Here is a 16,485-nt window from a genome sequence, read left to right on the forward strand (position 1 = left end):
TCTATTCCGGGATAGCAATATGAGTTTCCAGCCAGGGAAGCATCTGTTTTTTACGACTCAACATTCCCTCCACCGTCACCGGTTGTCTCATCTCAGGCTGATACGGGCCTGCAAACCAGAGCTGCGAATGGCCGGCGTTAATATCCGTTAACATCAGTACCACCAAATCCGCCCCGCTGCGGATTGCGTAATCAGCCATCTCCACACGCAGGGCGTCCAGCACATCGGCGACCTGATTTAACGCGTACAGTTCAATTTGCGCGACGCTCACCTGTTGCCCGTTAATGGTGAAACGCTTGATATCTTTTTGCAGTAGTTCACTGGCGCTCAGCCCTTCGACGCTGGTTTTCGCACTCAGCAAGTCAGCGCTGAATGCCGCCAAATCAACCCCGGCAAGCGGTGCCAGTTCTTCGACGGCCAGACGGTCATCCGCCGTGGTGGTGGGCGAACGCAGCGTGACAGTGTCACTCAATATTGCGCCCAACAGTAATAAAGCTTGCGCAGGCGTTATCTGTGCTCTGTTCTGGGGGCTCATCAGTTGCCACAACAACGTGGCGCTACTGCCCACCGGCTTTACCCATACTTCTGGCGGCAAACGGGTCACCAGCCCACCCAGGCGATGATGATCGATGATACCGACGATATTACTCGCCAGCAGGGTTTCTGGTCCCTGCGTCGGTTCGGTGAAATCCACCAGCCAGACGTCGAGGTCAGTCAGCGGCATCTCAAGCAACGCAGGCATGTCCAGGCCTGCACGCTCGAACAAAAATCGGGTTTCGCGATTGGGATTGCCCAGTCGCCAGGGGGTGGCCTGAAATCCGCGCATGTTCAACCAGCGGGCCGCCATGAACGCCGTGCAAATGGCATCACTGTCAGGGTTAAGGTGACCAACGACATGGATCATTTTCGCCTCCGAAGAGAAAGTGCTGTTACTTAAATAAGTTAAATGTTAATAATATTTTGCAATCAAGTTATCAAAAACAAACAACTTTACTTGTCACTGGCATCGCTCTGTTCTTAACATCGCTTATGGAAAAAAATAGTCTGTTCAGTCAGCGCATCCGATTGCGCCATCTTCATACATTTGTCGCTGTCGCTCAACAAGGAACCCTGGGGCGCGCAGCCGAAACCCTTAACCTCAGCCAGCCTGCGCTTTCCAAAACGCTTAACGAACTGGAACAACTGACCGGTACCCGCCTCTTCGAACGCGGTCGGCTTGGCGCGCAGTTAACGCTGCCCGGCGAGCAGTTCTTAACCCACGCGGTGAAGGTGCTTGATGCGCTCAACACCGCCGGACAGGCGCTGAATCGTAAAGAAGGTCTTAACAATGATGTGGTAAGGATAGGCGCCCTGCCCACCGCCGCGCTGGGTATTTTGCCTTCGGTGATCGGTCCGTTTCATCAGCAGCAGAAGGAGACCACGCTGCAGGTGGCGACAATGAACAACACCATGCTGCTGGCGGGGCTCAAATCCGGCGAGATCGACATTGGCATTGGCCGGATGTCCGATCCGGAATTAATGAGCGGCCTCAATTATGAGCTGCTGTTTCTCGAGTCGTTAAAACTGGTCGTGCGCCCCAACCACCCGTTATTGCAGGAAAATGTGACGCTGAGTCGCGTGATGGAGTGGCCCGTGGTGGTCTCGCCAAAAGGCACCGTACCGCGGCAAAATGCCGAGACGCTGTTGCAAAGCCAGGGCTGCAAGATGCCAACCGGCTGTATTGAAACGCTTTCTGCATCGCTGTCGCGCCAGTTAACCGTTGATTATGACTACGTCTGGTTTGTGCCGTCAGGCGCGGTGAAGGAAGATTTGCGCCAGGCCACACTGGTTTCCTTGCCCGTACCGACGCAGGGAGCAGGTGAACCGATCGGCATTCTGACTCGCGTGGATTCGCCGCTCTCATCTGGCGCACAGACCTTAATTGCCGCCATTCGTAAATCAATGCCGTTGTAGTCTGGTTGTGGGGTGGATGAGGCGATTTTGCGCCTCATCCGGTAATGGCATCAGAACGTTTCCCAGTTATCCCCGTGATCGGTAACCGGCTGTGTTAATGGCTGAACGGGCGTGTGGGTTGTCAGCACGCGCTTATCCGCGCGTCCGCCCTGCAAGCGAAATGTGCCTACGGCCTGTGTCAGACGTGCTGCCTGCTCTTCCAGTGACGCAGCCGCCGCCGAGGCCTCTTCCACCAGCGAAGCGTTCTGCTGAGTTACTTTATCCATCTCAGAGATAGCCTGGCTGACCTGCACAATTCCCCGGCTCTGTTCGTCCGACGCCGCGGCGATTTCCAGCATGATATCGGTGACACGCTTAACCGCCTCCACGATGTCGGTCATCGTGTTCCCGGCCGCGACCACTTCACCGGAACCCTGATCGATGAGACGGACGGATTCGCTGATCAGCCCTTCAATCTCTTTCGCCGCCTGGGCACTGCGGCTGGCCAGCGTGCGGACTTCGCTGGCGACCACGGCGAATCCACGCCCTTGCTCACCGGCTCGTGCGGCCTCTACTGCAGCGTTCAGCGCCAGAATATTGGTCTGGAAGGCAATACTGTTAATGACCGCGGTGATCTCAGAAATTTTCTTCGAACTGGTCGAAATATTGCCCATCGTCTGGACCACGCCGGAAACCATCTGCCCGCCACGACTGGCTTTGCCGGACGCGTCTTCCGCCAGTTTGCTGGCGTGGTGTGCGTTATCGGCGTTTTGCTTCACCGTCGCGGTCAACTCTTCCATGCTGGCCGCCGTCTGTTCGATCGCCGCCGCCTGCTCTTCGGTGCGTGAAGAGAGATCGGTATTGCCCGCCGAGATTTCGCTGGTACCGCGATAAATCTCTTCAGCGCCCTGACGCACCGATCCGACCGTTTGCACCAGCGAACGCTGCATCTGTTGCAGGTGACGACTCAGACGCCCAATCTCGCTACGCCCGGTAGGTTCATCCTGCATGGTGAGATCACCGGCGGCAATTTGCTCAATACGCTGCGCGGCATGCTGCAGCGGTTGAATAACGGTGCGACGCAGAACAATAAACGTCATCAGCGTCAGCACCAGTGCCAGACCAAAGGCACCAACCATGAATATCACTCCCAGTTGCGTGCGCTGATGTGCCTGTTCGCTTAACTGGTTCGCCCGCGCCATGCGCAGTTCAATCGCCTTTAACAGGACCTTGTTGTAACTGTCGTCCAGGGGTCTTGCCTGTTCACTTTCATGATTGATGATCGCTTCAAACATGCCGTTTCTGGCGTACTTGAGCATCGGTTGCATTCCTGCAATGTAGGCCTTAAAACTGCGCTCCAGCTCGCCATCCAGCGCCTCATCCGCAGGGGTTTTCACCTTGCGCGCCATGTAAATGGTAAACCCTTCCTCAGACTGCTTGATGCGCTTTTCCGCTGCGGCAATGTTCGCCTTCATGTCATCCATTTCAGCAATCCGGCTCGCCGCGCCGGCATGAATCATGTTGATTCTCGCCGTACGCAGATGGTTCGAACTGTTTGATAATCCCATGCGCACCTGAATCTCATCCGTCACGTCCCGCTGATCGCGGTCAGCCTGCATAAGAAAGTAGCCCGCCAGACCTGAGCTCAATGCGAACAGTAAAAGGATGCCACCGAGAATGGAGGAAAACAGCGGAACCAGCCTGATGTGATGCAAAAAGCCCAGCTTATGCGGTGCCTGCATCGATGATGTGTTGTCCATGACCGTCGACTCTCTTGTAGGATTAGTGCGTGATACGCGCCCGTTAGATAGTCATCGGCATTCCGCGACGTTTACTTACCGGGAAAAGCGCCGATTTCGTCACAGTTTGACAACATTTATGTTAAAAAAAGGAAAGCGCCAGCGGTGAGTTCCGCTGGCGAATGAATCAGTTATCGCCGAAATGGATAACGGTACGGATGGATTTACCTTCGTGCATCAGGTCAAACGCGTCGTTGATTTGCTCCAGCGGCAGACGATGGGTAATGAACGGATCCAGCTGGATTTTCCCGGCCATTGCGTCTTCTACCATGCCCGGCAACTGGGTACGTCCTTTGACGCCGCCAAAAGCTGAGCCGCGCCAGACCCGGCCTGTCACCAGCTGGAACGGACGCGTTTTGATCTCCTGACCGGCGCCAGCAACGCCAATGATGATGCTCTCGCCCCAGCCTTTATGGCAGCATTCCAGCGCCGCACGCATCACATTGACATTACCGATACATTCGAAGCTAAAGTCGACGCCGCCGTCGGTGAGTTCAACAATCACCTCCTGAACAGGTTTGTCATAGTCTTTCGGGTTAATGAAGTCGGTTGCGCCCATCTCACCCGCCAGTTTGAACTTCTCCGGGTTGGTATCGACGGCAATAATGCGTCCGGCTTTCGCCTGTACCGCCCCCTGAATCACCGCCAGGCCGATCCCGCCGAGGCCAAACACAGCGACGGTATCGCCCTCTTTCACTTTCGCAGTGTTATGCACGGCACCGATGCCCGTAGTAACGCCACAGCCCAGCAGACACACTTTGTCCAGCGGCGCTTGTGGGTTGACTTTCGCCAGCGAGATTTCCGCACATACGGTGTATTCGCTAAAGGTACTGGTGCCCATGTAGTGATACACAGGTTCGCCGTTATAAGAAAAACGGGTGGTGCCATCCGGCATCAGGCCTTTCCCCTGAGTCGCACGTACGGCCTGACAGAGGTTGGTTTTCCCCGATTTACAGAATTTGCATTCGCCGCATTCGGCGGTATACAGCGGGATAACATGGTCGCCTGGCTTCAGGCTGGTGACGCCTTCACCGACTTCCACGACGACACCACCGCCTTCATGCCCCAGAACCGCCGGGAAAACGCCTTCCGGGTCGTCACCAGACAGCGTAAAAGCATCCGTGTGACAGACGCCGGTGTGGGTGATTTTGACCAGAACTTCGCCTTTTTTCGGCGGTGCGACGTCAATCTCAACAATTTTAAGCGGCTGGCCGGGGCCAAACGCGACTGCTGCACGTGATTTCATCTGTCTCTTCCCTTTATTGCGAGGTGATGTGTTTATTTTAGATAAGCGCGAAGAAGGTGGCCGATCTCAGCCATGCGCACCGCGCGCTGGTCAGGGGTGGTTTCACCACTCACCAGCTCATCTTTCAGGTGGATCTCAACCATTTCGCCCATTAAACCGTTGGATGCACCGCGAACCGCGGCGATTTGTTGCAGGATAGCCAGGCAAGGCTCGCCGGACTCCAGCGCGCGCTCCAGGGCATCCACCTGCCCCCGAATGCGCCGGACGCGAGTCAGAATACGTTTTTTATCTGCAGGGGAATGCGGCATACGCCCTCCTTGATACTATAGGGGGGTATACTATCACCTTTTTAAATAATTGTGAAATAATTGCTTTGTTAAATAGCAATAAATTACTTTTGCCTCACTAACGCACAACCTGGTACTGAACTCACACAAAACATTAGCATTTTTTATATTTCATGATGAGTGTAAAGTTTTATCTAGCTAAGCAAACATTATGCTGCTGTTTACACTACGTTGAAATTATCAACGTAGAATTGCTGTGCGTTATCAATACCTTCTCACATCTTAATATTAACATTCCATTTATAAATAATAATCTACCGGATCTGCTATTAATGAGTAATCAGTTAATAAGACTACACTGTTTTACCGCCTTCTTTTTAATTACGCCCGCCGTTGCTACAGAATGGGACTATGAGGATATTTCGCTGGATGGCGATACAATAGAACTAAGAAATAATGAGCACGCGAATAATATCAGCGCCAGTAACAATAGCAAAATATATCTTTATAACAGCGCGGAAACGTATAATACAATATTGGAGGGCCGCAGTACTGAGTATGTTAATGATAGCGCACGGACCTATAACACAATTGTTCACGGTAACGGAGCAAGACAATATGGCTATGGAAATGCTCAACTCAACAACACAATACTAAACGAGGGTGGGCAGCAGTGGCTAAATGGGAACGCACTCGCGGTTGGTACTGAGATCAACGCGGGTTCATCGCAGTATTTAAGTGATAATTCCCAAACACGCAATGTGGTGATTAATAACGGCTCTCAGTATATTTCAGGTCATGGTGCGTCATCCGAAGGAACAACTCTCAATGGGAATTCATTACAGCAACTTACCGGTGGAACCGCGAATAACACCATATTAAATGGCAGTAGCTCACAAACACTGCAGTTCCAGTCTTATGCACCGGGTAAGGTTACCCATACCGTTCTTAATGATGAAAGCGTTCAATATGTTTTTTTTGAGCACTCTTCTGCAATTGGCACAATATTGAACGATAACTCTCGTCAGTATGTCTATTTTGGCTCTCAGGTATATGATACACATATTAACGGAGGTCATCAGATTGTTTACACAGACGGATATGCCGACAACACCATTATTGATGATGGCATTCAGTCTGTCGTAAAGGGGGCGGTGATAAACGATACGACATTATACGGTGGTTATACCTATCTTTATGAGGGTGCCCGTTCGACGGGTTATATGAATGTTTCGGATTCTGGTCACGTTTATATGGACCACGGTGCTTACGCTGAAAATATCAGACTAGAACAGGCTTCGTTATTTTTGACCGATATTGGTGAGCAATCCCCTGACTCAATGCCTGCCCGAATCGATAATCTCGACATGCATGACGCCAGGGTCTCTTTTTTACGTGACAGTGAGGGCGAATATACACCCTTAGATATTGGTCGGTTGTCTGGAACAGGATTATTTCTCTTTAACACATCGCTTGCCGAGCGTAATGCGAATTTTGTGACGATCGAACAAGGTTCCGGGCAGTTCGGGATTGTTGTAGCCGACTCAGGAAAAGAAATTGCCGTTCACGATAATCTGACGGTAAATCTCATTCATGACCAGTCCGGAGATATTGACTTCTCTATGGCAACGCCAAAGGGTCAACGTACGCAAAGCATTGATGGCGGTACTTTCATGTACACCCTCTACAACGCGAAGGATAAAGATGGTTTATATGGCGGAAATGTCTGGTATCTGGGGGCCATGACTGAAGATAACGGGGATGGGGATAATGGTAACGGCGGTGATAACGGTAATGGAGGACAACATGTTACCACACCTGCAACTGATGCCATTCTTAGCATGGCCACAGCAGGCCTGAACGTGATGCGTTCAGAGATGGATAGCCTACGAGCGTACCGTAATAGCCAACCTTCCGCATTGCATCAACATCGTGAAGGCCATGTCTGGGGTCATTATCTGGGTAAAAAAAGCGCCACACAGACTGGCAATGGTGCAGCGTATAAATTGTACCAGAACGGCTTTGAGCTCGGAGGTGATAAAACAACGACCTTTGACAGTGGATATCTGGTTACCGGTGCTTTCTTCATACTTTCCGATAACAGGGTTCACCATGCCCGTGGGGGCAAAAGTAAACTGAACAGCTACGGACTGGGAACCTATGCCACCTGGTATGATAACCGGGGTTTCTATGTTGATGGTGTTGCCAGGGTAAACCGCCTGAACAGCCAGTTACAAGCGCGAATGAGCAACGGTGAAAGCACCTCTGGTCGCTGGCATCAGTACGGTATCAGCAGCGCGCTGGAAACCGGGTATACCGTAAAACTCTCAGAGTCATTCTATGTTGAACCGTTTGCAAGAATGACTGGAACACAGATCAATGATGCCAGTGTGAAGCTAAGCAATGGAATGCAGGCGAAAACCGGTAAGGCTCGCTCCCTGACCGCTGAAGCGGGGGCGCGTATCGGAGCATCATATAGACTTGGTTCGGCTGAGGTGTCGCCTTATCTGCGTGCTGGCGTAGAGCAGGAGTTTGCCCAATCAAACGAAACCACGATCAATAAGCGTTACCGATTTGATAACAACCTCAATGGCACGTCCGGAAAGTATGCTGCCGGGTTGTCAGTCCTTCTGGCTCAAGACACGACGCTTTATGGAGAAATGAACTACCGCCAGGGAAGCCATATTGAAGATCCTGTCCAGGGCACTTTAGGGTTGCGTATCGGCTTCTGACAAAAAACGCAAACCAACCGCTCTCCTGTGCCCCAGAGTCTGAATTGCAATAGCCGCGCGGGGACGCTCCCCGCGCTGACATTAATTCCCCTGACGCTTGCGCGGCATCATGCGCAGCAGCGTATTATCCTTCCAGAAATAGTGGTGCATCAGCGCGGCAGCGGCGTGCAGCGCAATGACGAAGTAGCCGAGATTGGCCAGCGTGATGTGCCAGGATTTCAGCGTATCCACCAGGTCAAAATTGCCTTCTGTCGCATACGGCATCACCAGTCCAAAGGCCATCCACGGATTCCCGCGGTTGTACATCATCACCATGCCGATCACGGGTAGCGCGATGAACAACAGGTAAATCACCAGGTGTCCCAGATGCGCCAGTCCGGTCATCATCGGTTTCGGTTTTGGCACAATGGGCGGCGAAGGCACTTTCAGTCTGATCAGTAGACGCGCCACCATCAGCACCAGAATCGCGATCCCGCAAGAAACATGAATCATATTAATGAGGGGGCGATCGCTGCGTGGAAAAAAGCCCCGAAATTCCATTGCGCAGTAGGCCACAATCACCAGTAAAAAAACCAGCCAGTGGATGCCAATCTGCAGGCTTGAATACTTATTGCCCATAACACGTCCTGAGTAAAAACAGTAAAGCGACAACATAGCGAGCTTTTGTTAAAAATTCATTAATTTTTCTTCACTGCTTATCAGTAAGTTAGGCTTAACGGCAATAAGTGCGATTGCTCCCCCCGCCATCCTGGACTATGCCTGGAAGGGAAAAAGAGTGTCCGCTATAACCTCACAGGAGTTAATCATGAGTAAAATTGGCATTAACGGTTTTGGTCGTATTGGTCGCCTGGTGTTGCGTCGGTTACTGGAAGTGAAAAGCGAGGTTGATGTGGTTGCGATCAATGACCTCACCTCCCCTAAAATTCTCGCCTATCTGCTTAAGCACGACTCCAACTATGGTCCCTTCCCGTGGAGCGTCGACTTTACCGAGGATGCGCTGATCGTGGATGGGAAAACAATCGCGGTGTATGCAGAGAAAGAGGCCAAAAATATCCCGTGGAAAGCGAAAGGCGCAGACGTCATCATTGAATGCACAGGCTTCTATACCTCAACCGAGAAGTCCCAGGCGCATATTGATGCGGGTGCGAAAAAAGTGCTGATCTCCGCCCCTGCGGGCGACATGAAAACCATTGTCTATAACGTCAATGATGACACGCTGGACGCCAGCGATGTGATCGTCTCGGTAGCCTCCTGCACCACCAACTGCCTGGCGCCGATGGCAAAAGCGCTGCACGATAACTTCGGTATCAAAGTGGGCACCATGACCACCATTCACGCCTACACCGGAACGCAATCGCTGGTTGATGGTCCGCGCGGAAAAGATCTGCGCGCATCACGTGCGGCGGCGGAAAATATCATTCCCCATACCACCGGGGCGGCAAAAGCTATCGGGCTGGTGATCCCTGAACTCAGCGGCAAGCTGAAAGGCCATGCCCAGCGCGTACCGGTCAAAACCGGTTCCGTGACCGAACTGGTGTCCATTCTGGATAAAAAAGTGACAGCGGAAGAGGTTAACAACGCGCTAAAACAGGCGACGCAGAACAATGAATCCTTTGGCTATACCGATGAGGAAATTGTCTCTTCTGACGTAATCGGTTCACACTTTGGTTCCGTGTTTGATGCCACCCAGACCGAAATCACCGAGGTGGGCGATCTGCAACTGGTGAAGACCGTGGCCTGGTACGACAACGAATACGGTTTTGTCACCCAACTGGTCCGTACGCTGGATAAGTTCGTCAGACTCTAATCTTCCGCCTGATGGCGCTACGCTTGTCAGGCCTACCCCATGCCCGTTTGAGCGATAACGGCCCAAACGGGCAAACTTCAGCGCAGCGAACGGTTGCTCATCGCCTCATTCAGCGCGGCATCCTGTTGCAGGTGAAGCCATGCGCGCTCGACCTCAGGCGGGAAATCCACATGAACAATGAAGTCGCGGCCTCGGGGACCATAGCCGGTTTCATCATTACGTAATCGCGGAATCTCCCCCACCACCAGCGCTAAATAACGATCGACGGTCCACAGGCCGCCTGGGTCATTGGCGAAAGCAACACCGTCTTCCTGCTGGCATAAGACCGGCGTAAATCCCGGATGGCTCAACCAGCGTGGCGCATCCGGGTTATCACGGGTGACCCGACGAAAAGTTGCCACCGTGCGCCGTTGCATGGTGGGGTCCTGGATCACGATGGCGGTATTTATCGGTTCTGCGGCCTGAGCGACTAACTGCGCGCTAAAACGGGCATTCTCCCCGCAGTTGGTTGACTGATCTTCCAGCCAGATTTTATCCGCAGGAATATGCCAGAACTGTCGGGCAATATCCGCCAGAATGGCAGCTTCGGCGCGACCGGTAGTCTGGATGGTGTTGTAACGCGGATGCTGGGCGACGGCGGCATACAGGAAGGTCGTGGAGTGTCCAATCCCACCAGCGATCAGTAGTGGAATCTCTTGTTCATGGGCAATTCGGCATGCGGCGTCAATCGTCGGGATAACCGCATTACCCGCCAGGACCACGCAATCTGCCGGGTAAGCGGGACCTTTGCAGAAGTCATCCTGCGCCAGCCACTGCCCCACCGTATTGATCGCTTCAACGGTGGCGGCAGAAAGTTTCAGGAACGGTTGCATCATTAGGCTCCTCCTCATATTCCTGCAGAGTACCTTAACCGCGTTGAATAAACAGTAGATCTCTCTGAAAGGCTGATGATTGATATTTCGACGCTTTTTTTGTCATCGGCGTGAAATAATACAAAACGTCTAAAAACAGGACGGTTGCACCTGTAGATTATTCTTTTTAATAGCCACTCAATGAATGAATCACGTGACATCTTCTGATTTAACAGGCAATCGCCCTGCCAAATCGCGCTCTTTTTAGCCCGTTCCTGCACGATGCCCCTTGTTAAATGTTAAAAACACACCTAGTTTGATTAACAATTTCACAACCATTTAACGTAACAGGTTGCACCTGCCGCGCTGCCAGGTGACACCTTCTTTGTTCTCTGGCGGAGGTTTTAAGGTAATGACAACCCATGAAAGCAGTACGACTATACTGAAGAAAAATAAGAAGGTCCTCGTCGCCAGTCTGACCGGCAGTGCGATTGAGTGGTTCGACTACTTCCTCTACGGCACCGCAGCAGCACTGGTGTTTAACAAGATTTTCTTCCCGATGGTCGACCCGGTGATTGGTCTTATCCTCTCGTACCTCTCCTTCTCGCTGACCTTTTTTATCCGCCCGATCGGCGGGGTGATTTTCGCCCACATTGGCGATCGCATCGGGCGTAAGAAGACACTGGTACTGACGCTTTCCCTGATGGGCGGCGCGACGGTAATGATTGGTCTGCTGCCCACCTATGACATGATAGGTATCTGGGCCCCCATCCTGCTGATCCTGATGCGCATCATCCAGGGAATGGGCATTGGCGGTGAATGGGGTGGCGCGCTACTGCTTGCCTATGAGTACGCCCCGGAAAAACGCAAAGGCTTCTTCGGTAGTATTCCGCAGGCGGGGGTAACCATTGGGATGCTGATGGCGACCTTTATCGTCTCGCTGATGACCCTGTTCAGCGAAGAGGATTTCCTCTCCTGGGGCTGGCGTATTCCGTTCCTGTTAAGCTCTGTACTGGTGCTGTTAGGATTGTGGATCCGCCGCGATATCGATGAAACGCCGGATTTCAAAAAAGTTAAAGCCTCAGGCCAGGTCGCTAAAGCGCCCTTGCGCGATACGCTGACCCATCACTGGCGTGAGGTGCTGATTGCCGCGGGTTTGAAGGTAGTAGAAACCGCACCGTTCTACATTTTCTCAACGTTTGTGGTCAGCTATGCCACGAGCACACTGAGCTATCAGAAATCCCAGGTACTGGAAGCCGTCACCGTCGGCGCGTTGATTGCCACGGTGATGATCCCATTGATGGGGCTGCTGTCAGATAAAATAGGTCGTAAACGAATGTATGCCATCAGCGTCACGCTGCTTGGCCTGTTTATCGTGCCGTGGTTCCTGCTGCTCAATACCGGCACCACATGGGGCATTATGCTGGCGACGATTGTGATGTTCGGCGTGCTGTGGGCACCGGTAACGGCGGTACTGGGGACGTTGTGCTCAGAAATCTTCAGCGCCAACGTACGCTACACCGGCATCACCCTCGGCTACCAGATTGGTGCCGCGCTGGCGGGCGGTACTGCTCCTCTTATCGCCACCGGGTTATTGGCTAAATATGACGGCGACTGGGTGCCCGTGGCGTGGTACCTGCTCACCACCGTGGCGATTTCACTGGTTGCCATTTTCTTTGCCACCCGTGTGAAGCGTAGCCCGGCGACCCATGCCCAGCTTAACGAGTTGTAATCCCTTCGCGGCCAGAAAATCTGGCCGCGAAGGGCCTACGGACAATGCAATGGCATCCGGCGCTTGCTGGAACGCGTAATCCACGCCGATACCATTGAACTTGTAGGCCGGATAAGGCGAAGCCGCCATCCGGCGCTTAATTAGCCGCTAATCTGTTCCATTGCCTGCAGGATGCGTTTATCTGAAATGGGATATGGCGTTCCCAGCTGTTGGGCAAAATAGCTAACCCGCAATTCCTCAATCATCCAGCGGATCGCTTTGACATCCTCGTCTTCACGCCGCGCTGGCGGCAGCTTGTTGAACCACTGCTGCCATGCCTGCTGTACGCTTTCGACTTTTAACATCTGCGCGCGATCGCGGTGGGGATCAATCGCCAGTTTCTCCAGACGTTTTTCAATCGCCTGCAAGTAACGCAGCGTATCGCCAAGACGACGGAAGCCATTGCCGGTGACAAATCCGCGGTACACCAGCCCGCTCATCTGCGCTTTGATGTCGGAAAGCCCCAGCGCCATCGTCATGTCCACGCGCCCTTTCAGACGTTTGTTGATGTTGAATACCGCTGTCAGGATCTGTTCGACCTGTTTTGCTATCTCGACCACCGTCTCGTTCAGTTCTGCCCGAACCTTCTCGTGCAACGCGGCAAAGCCCTCTTCCGTCCAGACCGGGCCGCCATTGGCGTCAATCAGCTTATCCACACCGCAGGAAATACAGTCGTCAATCAGCTCCAGCACTTTTCCGTACGGGTTGAAGTACAGACCCAGCTTGGCTTTATTCGGCAGCTTTTCGTGCAGATACTTGATGGGCGACGGGATGTTTAACAGCAGCAAACGCCGCAACCCCGCCCACATCGCCTGCTGTTGCTCCAGCGGATTATCGAACAGCTTGATCGCCACGCTGTCGCGCTCATCCACCAGCGCGGGCCACGCTTTAACTTTGTAGTTACCGCGTTTCTGCTCGTAGCTTTCCGGCAGTTGGCCGAAGCTCCAGATATGAAGTCCACTCTGCTCGATACCATCATCGGCCACCGCAGACAGCGTCTCCTGCACTTTCCCTTTCAGCCGATCTTTTAACTCCTGTAGCGAGCGCCCTTCCTGCAGCTTCTTGTTCTTATCATCCACCACACGGAAGGTGATTTTCAGATGATCGGGCACCTGATCCCAGTGCCAGTCCTCGCGGTCAACCATCACGCCGGTCATCCGACGCAGCTCCCGCTCCAGTGCGTCCAGTAGCGGCAGTTCCAGCGGCGTCACCCGACCTAAAAACGCTTCGGCGTAGTTTGGCGCCGGAACAAAGTTACGTCGCACCGGTTTCGGCAGCGACTTAATCAGCGCAATCACCAGTTCGCGACGTAAACCGGGGATCTGCCACTCAAAGCCACTCTCGTCGACCTGATTCAACAACGGCAGCGGAATGTGTACCGTCACCCCGTCCGCATCAGCCCCCGGTTCAAACTGGTAACTTAACCGTAGCTTCAGATTGCCCTGATGCCAGAAGTTCGGGTAATCCAGCTTGCTGATTTTTTCAGCGCCCTCTTTGATGAGCATGCTCTTTTCAAAGTTGAGCAGGTCTGGCGTGTCGCGGCTGACCTTCTTCCACCAGTTGTCAAAATGACGGGCAGAAATGACGTCATGGCTGATGCGCTGGTCGTAGAACTCAAACAGCGTTTCGTCATCCACCAGGATGTCGCGACGGCGCGATTTGTGTTCCAGCTCTTCCACTTCCGCACGCAACTTGAGGTTTTCGCGAAAGAAGGCATGACGCGTCTGCCAGTCGCCCTCCACCAGCGCGTGGCGGATAAACAGTTCACGGCACAGCGCCGGGTCAATCTGGCTGTAGTTCACTTTACGCGCGGCAACAATCGGCAGACCGTACACGGTCACCTTTTCTGTCGCCATCACTGCGCCCTGTGCTCGCTCCCAGTGCGGTTCACTGTACGAACGCTTAATCAGGTGCTGAGCGACCGGTTCCACCCACTCCGGGTCGATGCGTGCTGCAATGCGTCCCCACAGACGGCTGGTTTCGACCAGTTCCGCGACCATTGCCCACTTCGGCGGTTTTTTGAACAAGCCGGAGCCGGGAAAAATCGAGAAACGCGCGTTACGTGCGCCGGTATATTCCTGTTTATCAGCGTCTTTCATACCGATGTGCGACAACAGCCCGGTCAGTAGCGCAATATGGATTTCACGATACTGCGCGGGTTCGCTGTTCACCGGAATACCCAGCTCTTTCACGACCTGTCGCAGTTGGGTGTAGATATCCTGCCACTCACGCACGCGCAGATAGTTCAGATAGTCAGTCCGGCACAAGCGACGAAACGCGTTTGACGACAACGCTTTTTGCTGTTCGCCGAGGTAATTCCACAGATTCACAAACGCCAGGAAATCGGACTCTTTATCGTGGAAGCGACGGTGTTTTTCATCAGACGCCTGCTGCTTATCCATCGGACGCTCGCGTGGGTCCTGGATGGAGAGCGCCGAGGTGATAATCATCGCTTCGCGCACGCAGCCGTGTTTTTGCGCTTCCAGCACCATGCGTGCCAGGCGCGGATCCACCGGCAGTTGGCTGAGCTGGCGGCCCAGCGGCGTCAGCTTATAGACCGTCGCCTGTTCATCGGTGGTAATCGCCCCGAGCTCTTCCAGCAGACGCACGCCGTCCTGGATGTTGCGCTTATCCGGCGCTTCGACAAACGGGAACGCGGCGATATCGCCCAGCCCCAGCGCGGTCATCTGCAGGATAACGGACGCCAGGTTAGTGCGCAGAATTTCCGGGTCGGTAAATTCCGGACGCGACAGGAAATCATCTTCGGAATAGAGACGAATACAGATCCCTTCGGATACGCGGCCGCAGCGACCTTTACGCTGGTTCGCGGAGGCCTGCGATACGGGCTCGATCGGCAGGCGCTGCACTTTGGTGCGATAGCTGTAGCGGCTGATACGCGCTGTACCAGGATCGATAACGTATTTGATGCCAGGCACCGTCAGCGAGGTTTCCGCCACGTTGGTCGCCAGCACAATACGACGCCCGCTGTGCGACTGGAAGACACGGTTCTGTTCGCTGTTCGACAGACGCGCATACAGCGGCAGCACTTCGGTATGGCGCAGATTCAGTTTATTCAGCGCGTCGGCGGTATCGCGGATCTCGCGTTCACCGCTCATGAAGATCAGGATGTCACCGGGGCTTTCACGTCCCAGTTCTTCTACTGCATCGAAAATCGCCTGTAGCTGGTCACGCTCGGTGTCATCGGCCTCTTCGACGATCGGTCGATAGCGGACTTCCACCGGATACGTGCGCCCCGAAACCTCAATGATCGGCGCATTGTTGAAATGCTTCGAAAAGCGTTCCGGATCGATGGTCGCGGAGGTGATGATGATTTTCAGATCCGGACGACGCGGCAGCAGCTCTTTCAGATAGCCAAGCAGAAAATCGATGTTCAGGCTACGTTCATGCGCTTCATCGATAATGATGGTGTCGTATTGCATCAGCAGGCGGTCTTGCTGAATTTCCGCCAGCAGGATACCGTCGGTCATCAGCTTCACCATCGTGTTATCGCTGACGTGATCGCTAAAGCGCACTTTATAACCGATGCACCCGCCCGGCTCTGTCTGTAACTCTTCCGCGATACGGTTCGCCACCGTACGCGCCGCCAGACGACGCGGCTGGGTGTGACCGATCAACCCTTTCAGCCCACGCCCCAGCTCCATACAGATCTTCGGAAGCTGGGTGGTTTTCCCCGAGCCGGTTTCCCCGGCAACGATCACCACCTGGTGATCGCGCACGGCGTCGAGAATCGCCTGTTTCTTCTGACTAACGGGCAGGTTTTCAGGGTAGGTAATCGCTGGTCGCGCCGCTTCGCGTAGCACAACTTTACCTGCCGCCTGTTCAATCTCTTTCGCCATCTCCTGGTAAATGGCCTGTTGTGCATCAGGATTTTTAACCTTCTTCACGCCATGTAGACGCCGCGAGAAACGCTGACGGTCGCGCAGCATCAGTGAATCCAGCTGCTGCTGTAAGGCATGAAACGTGAGTTTTTGTTGTTCTGTCATAGCGTTAAAAGGCAGTGATCTGCCGGGTTAAATCTCTTCTAAATGATAGGTATAGA

Annotated in this window: 11 protein-coding genes; 4 read left to right on the forward strand and 7 right to left on the reverse strand. The window is 53.5% G+C overall.

Features of this window, described 5'->3' with window-relative positions; genetic code table 11:
* Nucleotide 1: 1 nt before the first annotated feature.
* On the reverse strand, nucleotides 2-904 hold the full coding sequence (locus tag QNN88_RS00615) for a manganese-dependent inorganic pyrophosphatase (protein ID WP_414238529.1): 903 nt from the start codon (nucleotides 902-904) through the stop codon (nucleotides 2-4).
* 125 nt (nucleotides 905-1,029) lie between these two features.
* On the opposite strand from QNN88_RS00615, the gene QNN88_RS00620 reads away from it, so the two are divergent.
* Nucleotides 1,030-1,953, forward strand: coding sequence for a LysR substrate-binding domain-containing protein (locus tag QNN88_RS00620; RefSeq protein WP_414238530.1), 924 nt, complete (start codon nucleotides 1,030-1,032; stop codon nucleotides 1,951-1,953).
* A 50-nt stretch (nucleotides 1,954-2,003) separates the two neighbouring features.
* Here QNN88_RS00620 and QNN88_RS00625 read toward each other — a convergent pair whose 3' ends face one another.
* The 3 genes from QNN88_RS00625 to QNN88_RS00635 all read right to left on the reverse strand — a co-directional run bounded on the left by QNN88_RS00625 (nucleotide 2,004) and on the right by QNN88_RS00635 (nucleotide 5,285).
* The gene (locus QNN88_RS00625; protein ID WP_414238531.1) at nucleotides 2,004-3,692 is read right to left on the reverse strand and encodes a methyl-accepting chemotaxis protein; all 1,689 of its coding nucleotides are present in this window, start codon (nucleotides 3,690-3,692) and stop codon (nucleotides 2,004-2,006) included.
* A gap of 166 nt (nucleotides 3,693-3,858) precedes the next feature.
* Nucleotides 3,859-4,977 (reverse strand): S-(hydroxymethyl)glutathione dehydrogenase/class III alcohol dehydrogenase, encoded by a 1,119-nt coding sequence (locus tag QNN88_RS00630; RefSeq protein ID WP_414238532.1) that lies wholly within the window; start codon nucleotides 4,975-4,977, stop codon nucleotides 3,859-3,861.
* 32 nt (nucleotides 4,978-5,009) lie between these two features.
* On the reverse strand, nucleotides 5,010-5,285 hold the full coding sequence (locus QNN88_RS00635; RefSeq protein WP_061077600.1) for a metal/formaldehyde-sensitive transcriptional repressor: 276 nt from the start codon (nucleotides 5,283-5,285) through the stop codon (nucleotides 5,010-5,012).
* 311 nt (nucleotides 5,286-5,596) lie between these two features.
* On the opposite strand from QNN88_RS00635, the gene QNN88_RS00640 reads away from it, so the two are divergent.
* Nucleotides 5,597-7,996: an autotransporter outer membrane beta-barrel domain-containing protein gene (locus QNN88_RS00640; protein ID WP_414238533.1), complete on the forward strand. Its 2,400-nt coding sequence runs from the start codon at nucleotides 5,597-5,599 to the stop codon at nucleotides 7,994-7,996.
* An 81-nt stretch (nucleotides 7,997-8,077) separates the two neighbouring features.
* On the opposite strand, the gene cybB is transcribed toward QNN88_RS00640, so the two are convergent.
* Nucleotides 8,078-8,614: a cytochrome b561 gene (gene cybB, locus QNN88_RS00645; RefSeq protein WP_414238534.1), complete on the reverse strand. Its 537-nt coding sequence runs from the start codon at nucleotides 8,612-8,614 to the stop codon at nucleotides 8,078-8,080.
* Between the two features lie 187 nt (nucleotides 8,615-8,801).
* Here cybB and gap point away from each other — a divergent pair, with 187 nt between their 5' ends.
* The gene (gene gap, locus QNN88_RS00650) at nucleotides 8,802-9,803 is read left to right on the forward strand and encodes a type I glyceraldehyde-3-phosphate dehydrogenase (protein ID WP_414238535.1); all 1,002 of its coding nucleotides are present in this window, start codon (nucleotides 8,802-8,804) and stop codon (nucleotides 9,801-9,803) included.
* A 77-nt stretch (nucleotides 9,804-9,880) separates the two neighbouring features.
* On the opposite strand, the gene QNN88_RS00655 is transcribed toward gap, so the two are convergent.
* Complete coding sequence (locus tag QNN88_RS00655) at nucleotides 9,881-10,675, reverse strand: YdcF family protein (RefSeq protein WP_414239327.1); 795 nt, start codon at nucleotides 10,673-10,675, stop codon at nucleotides 9,881-9,883.
* A gap of 391 nt (nucleotides 10,676-11,066) precedes the next feature.
* Between QNN88_RS00655 and QNN88_RS00660 the strand changes: the two genes are divergently transcribed.
* A complete protein-coding gene (locus QNN88_RS00660; RefSeq protein WP_414238536.1) occupies nucleotides 11,067-12,386 on the forward strand; it encodes an MFS transporter in 1,320 nt (439 codons plus the stop codon).
* A 140-nt stretch (nucleotides 12,387-12,526) separates the two neighbouring features.
* Here QNN88_RS00660 and hrpA read toward each other — a convergent pair whose 3' ends face one another.
* Nucleotides 12,527-16,429: an ATP-dependent RNA helicase HrpA gene (gene hrpA, locus QNN88_RS00665; protein ID WP_414238537.1), complete on the reverse strand. Its 3,903-nt coding sequence runs from the start codon at nucleotides 16,427-16,429 to the stop codon at nucleotides 12,527-12,529.
* Nucleotides 16,430-16,485: the final 56 nt, after the last annotated feature.

Origin of the sequence: Citrobacter sp. ANG330 (assembly GCF_047467925.1) — a bacterium.
Classification (GTDB): Bacteria; Pseudomonadota; Gammaproteobacteria; order Enterobacterales; family Enterobacteriaceae; genus Citrobacter_A; species Citrobacter_A amalonaticus_G.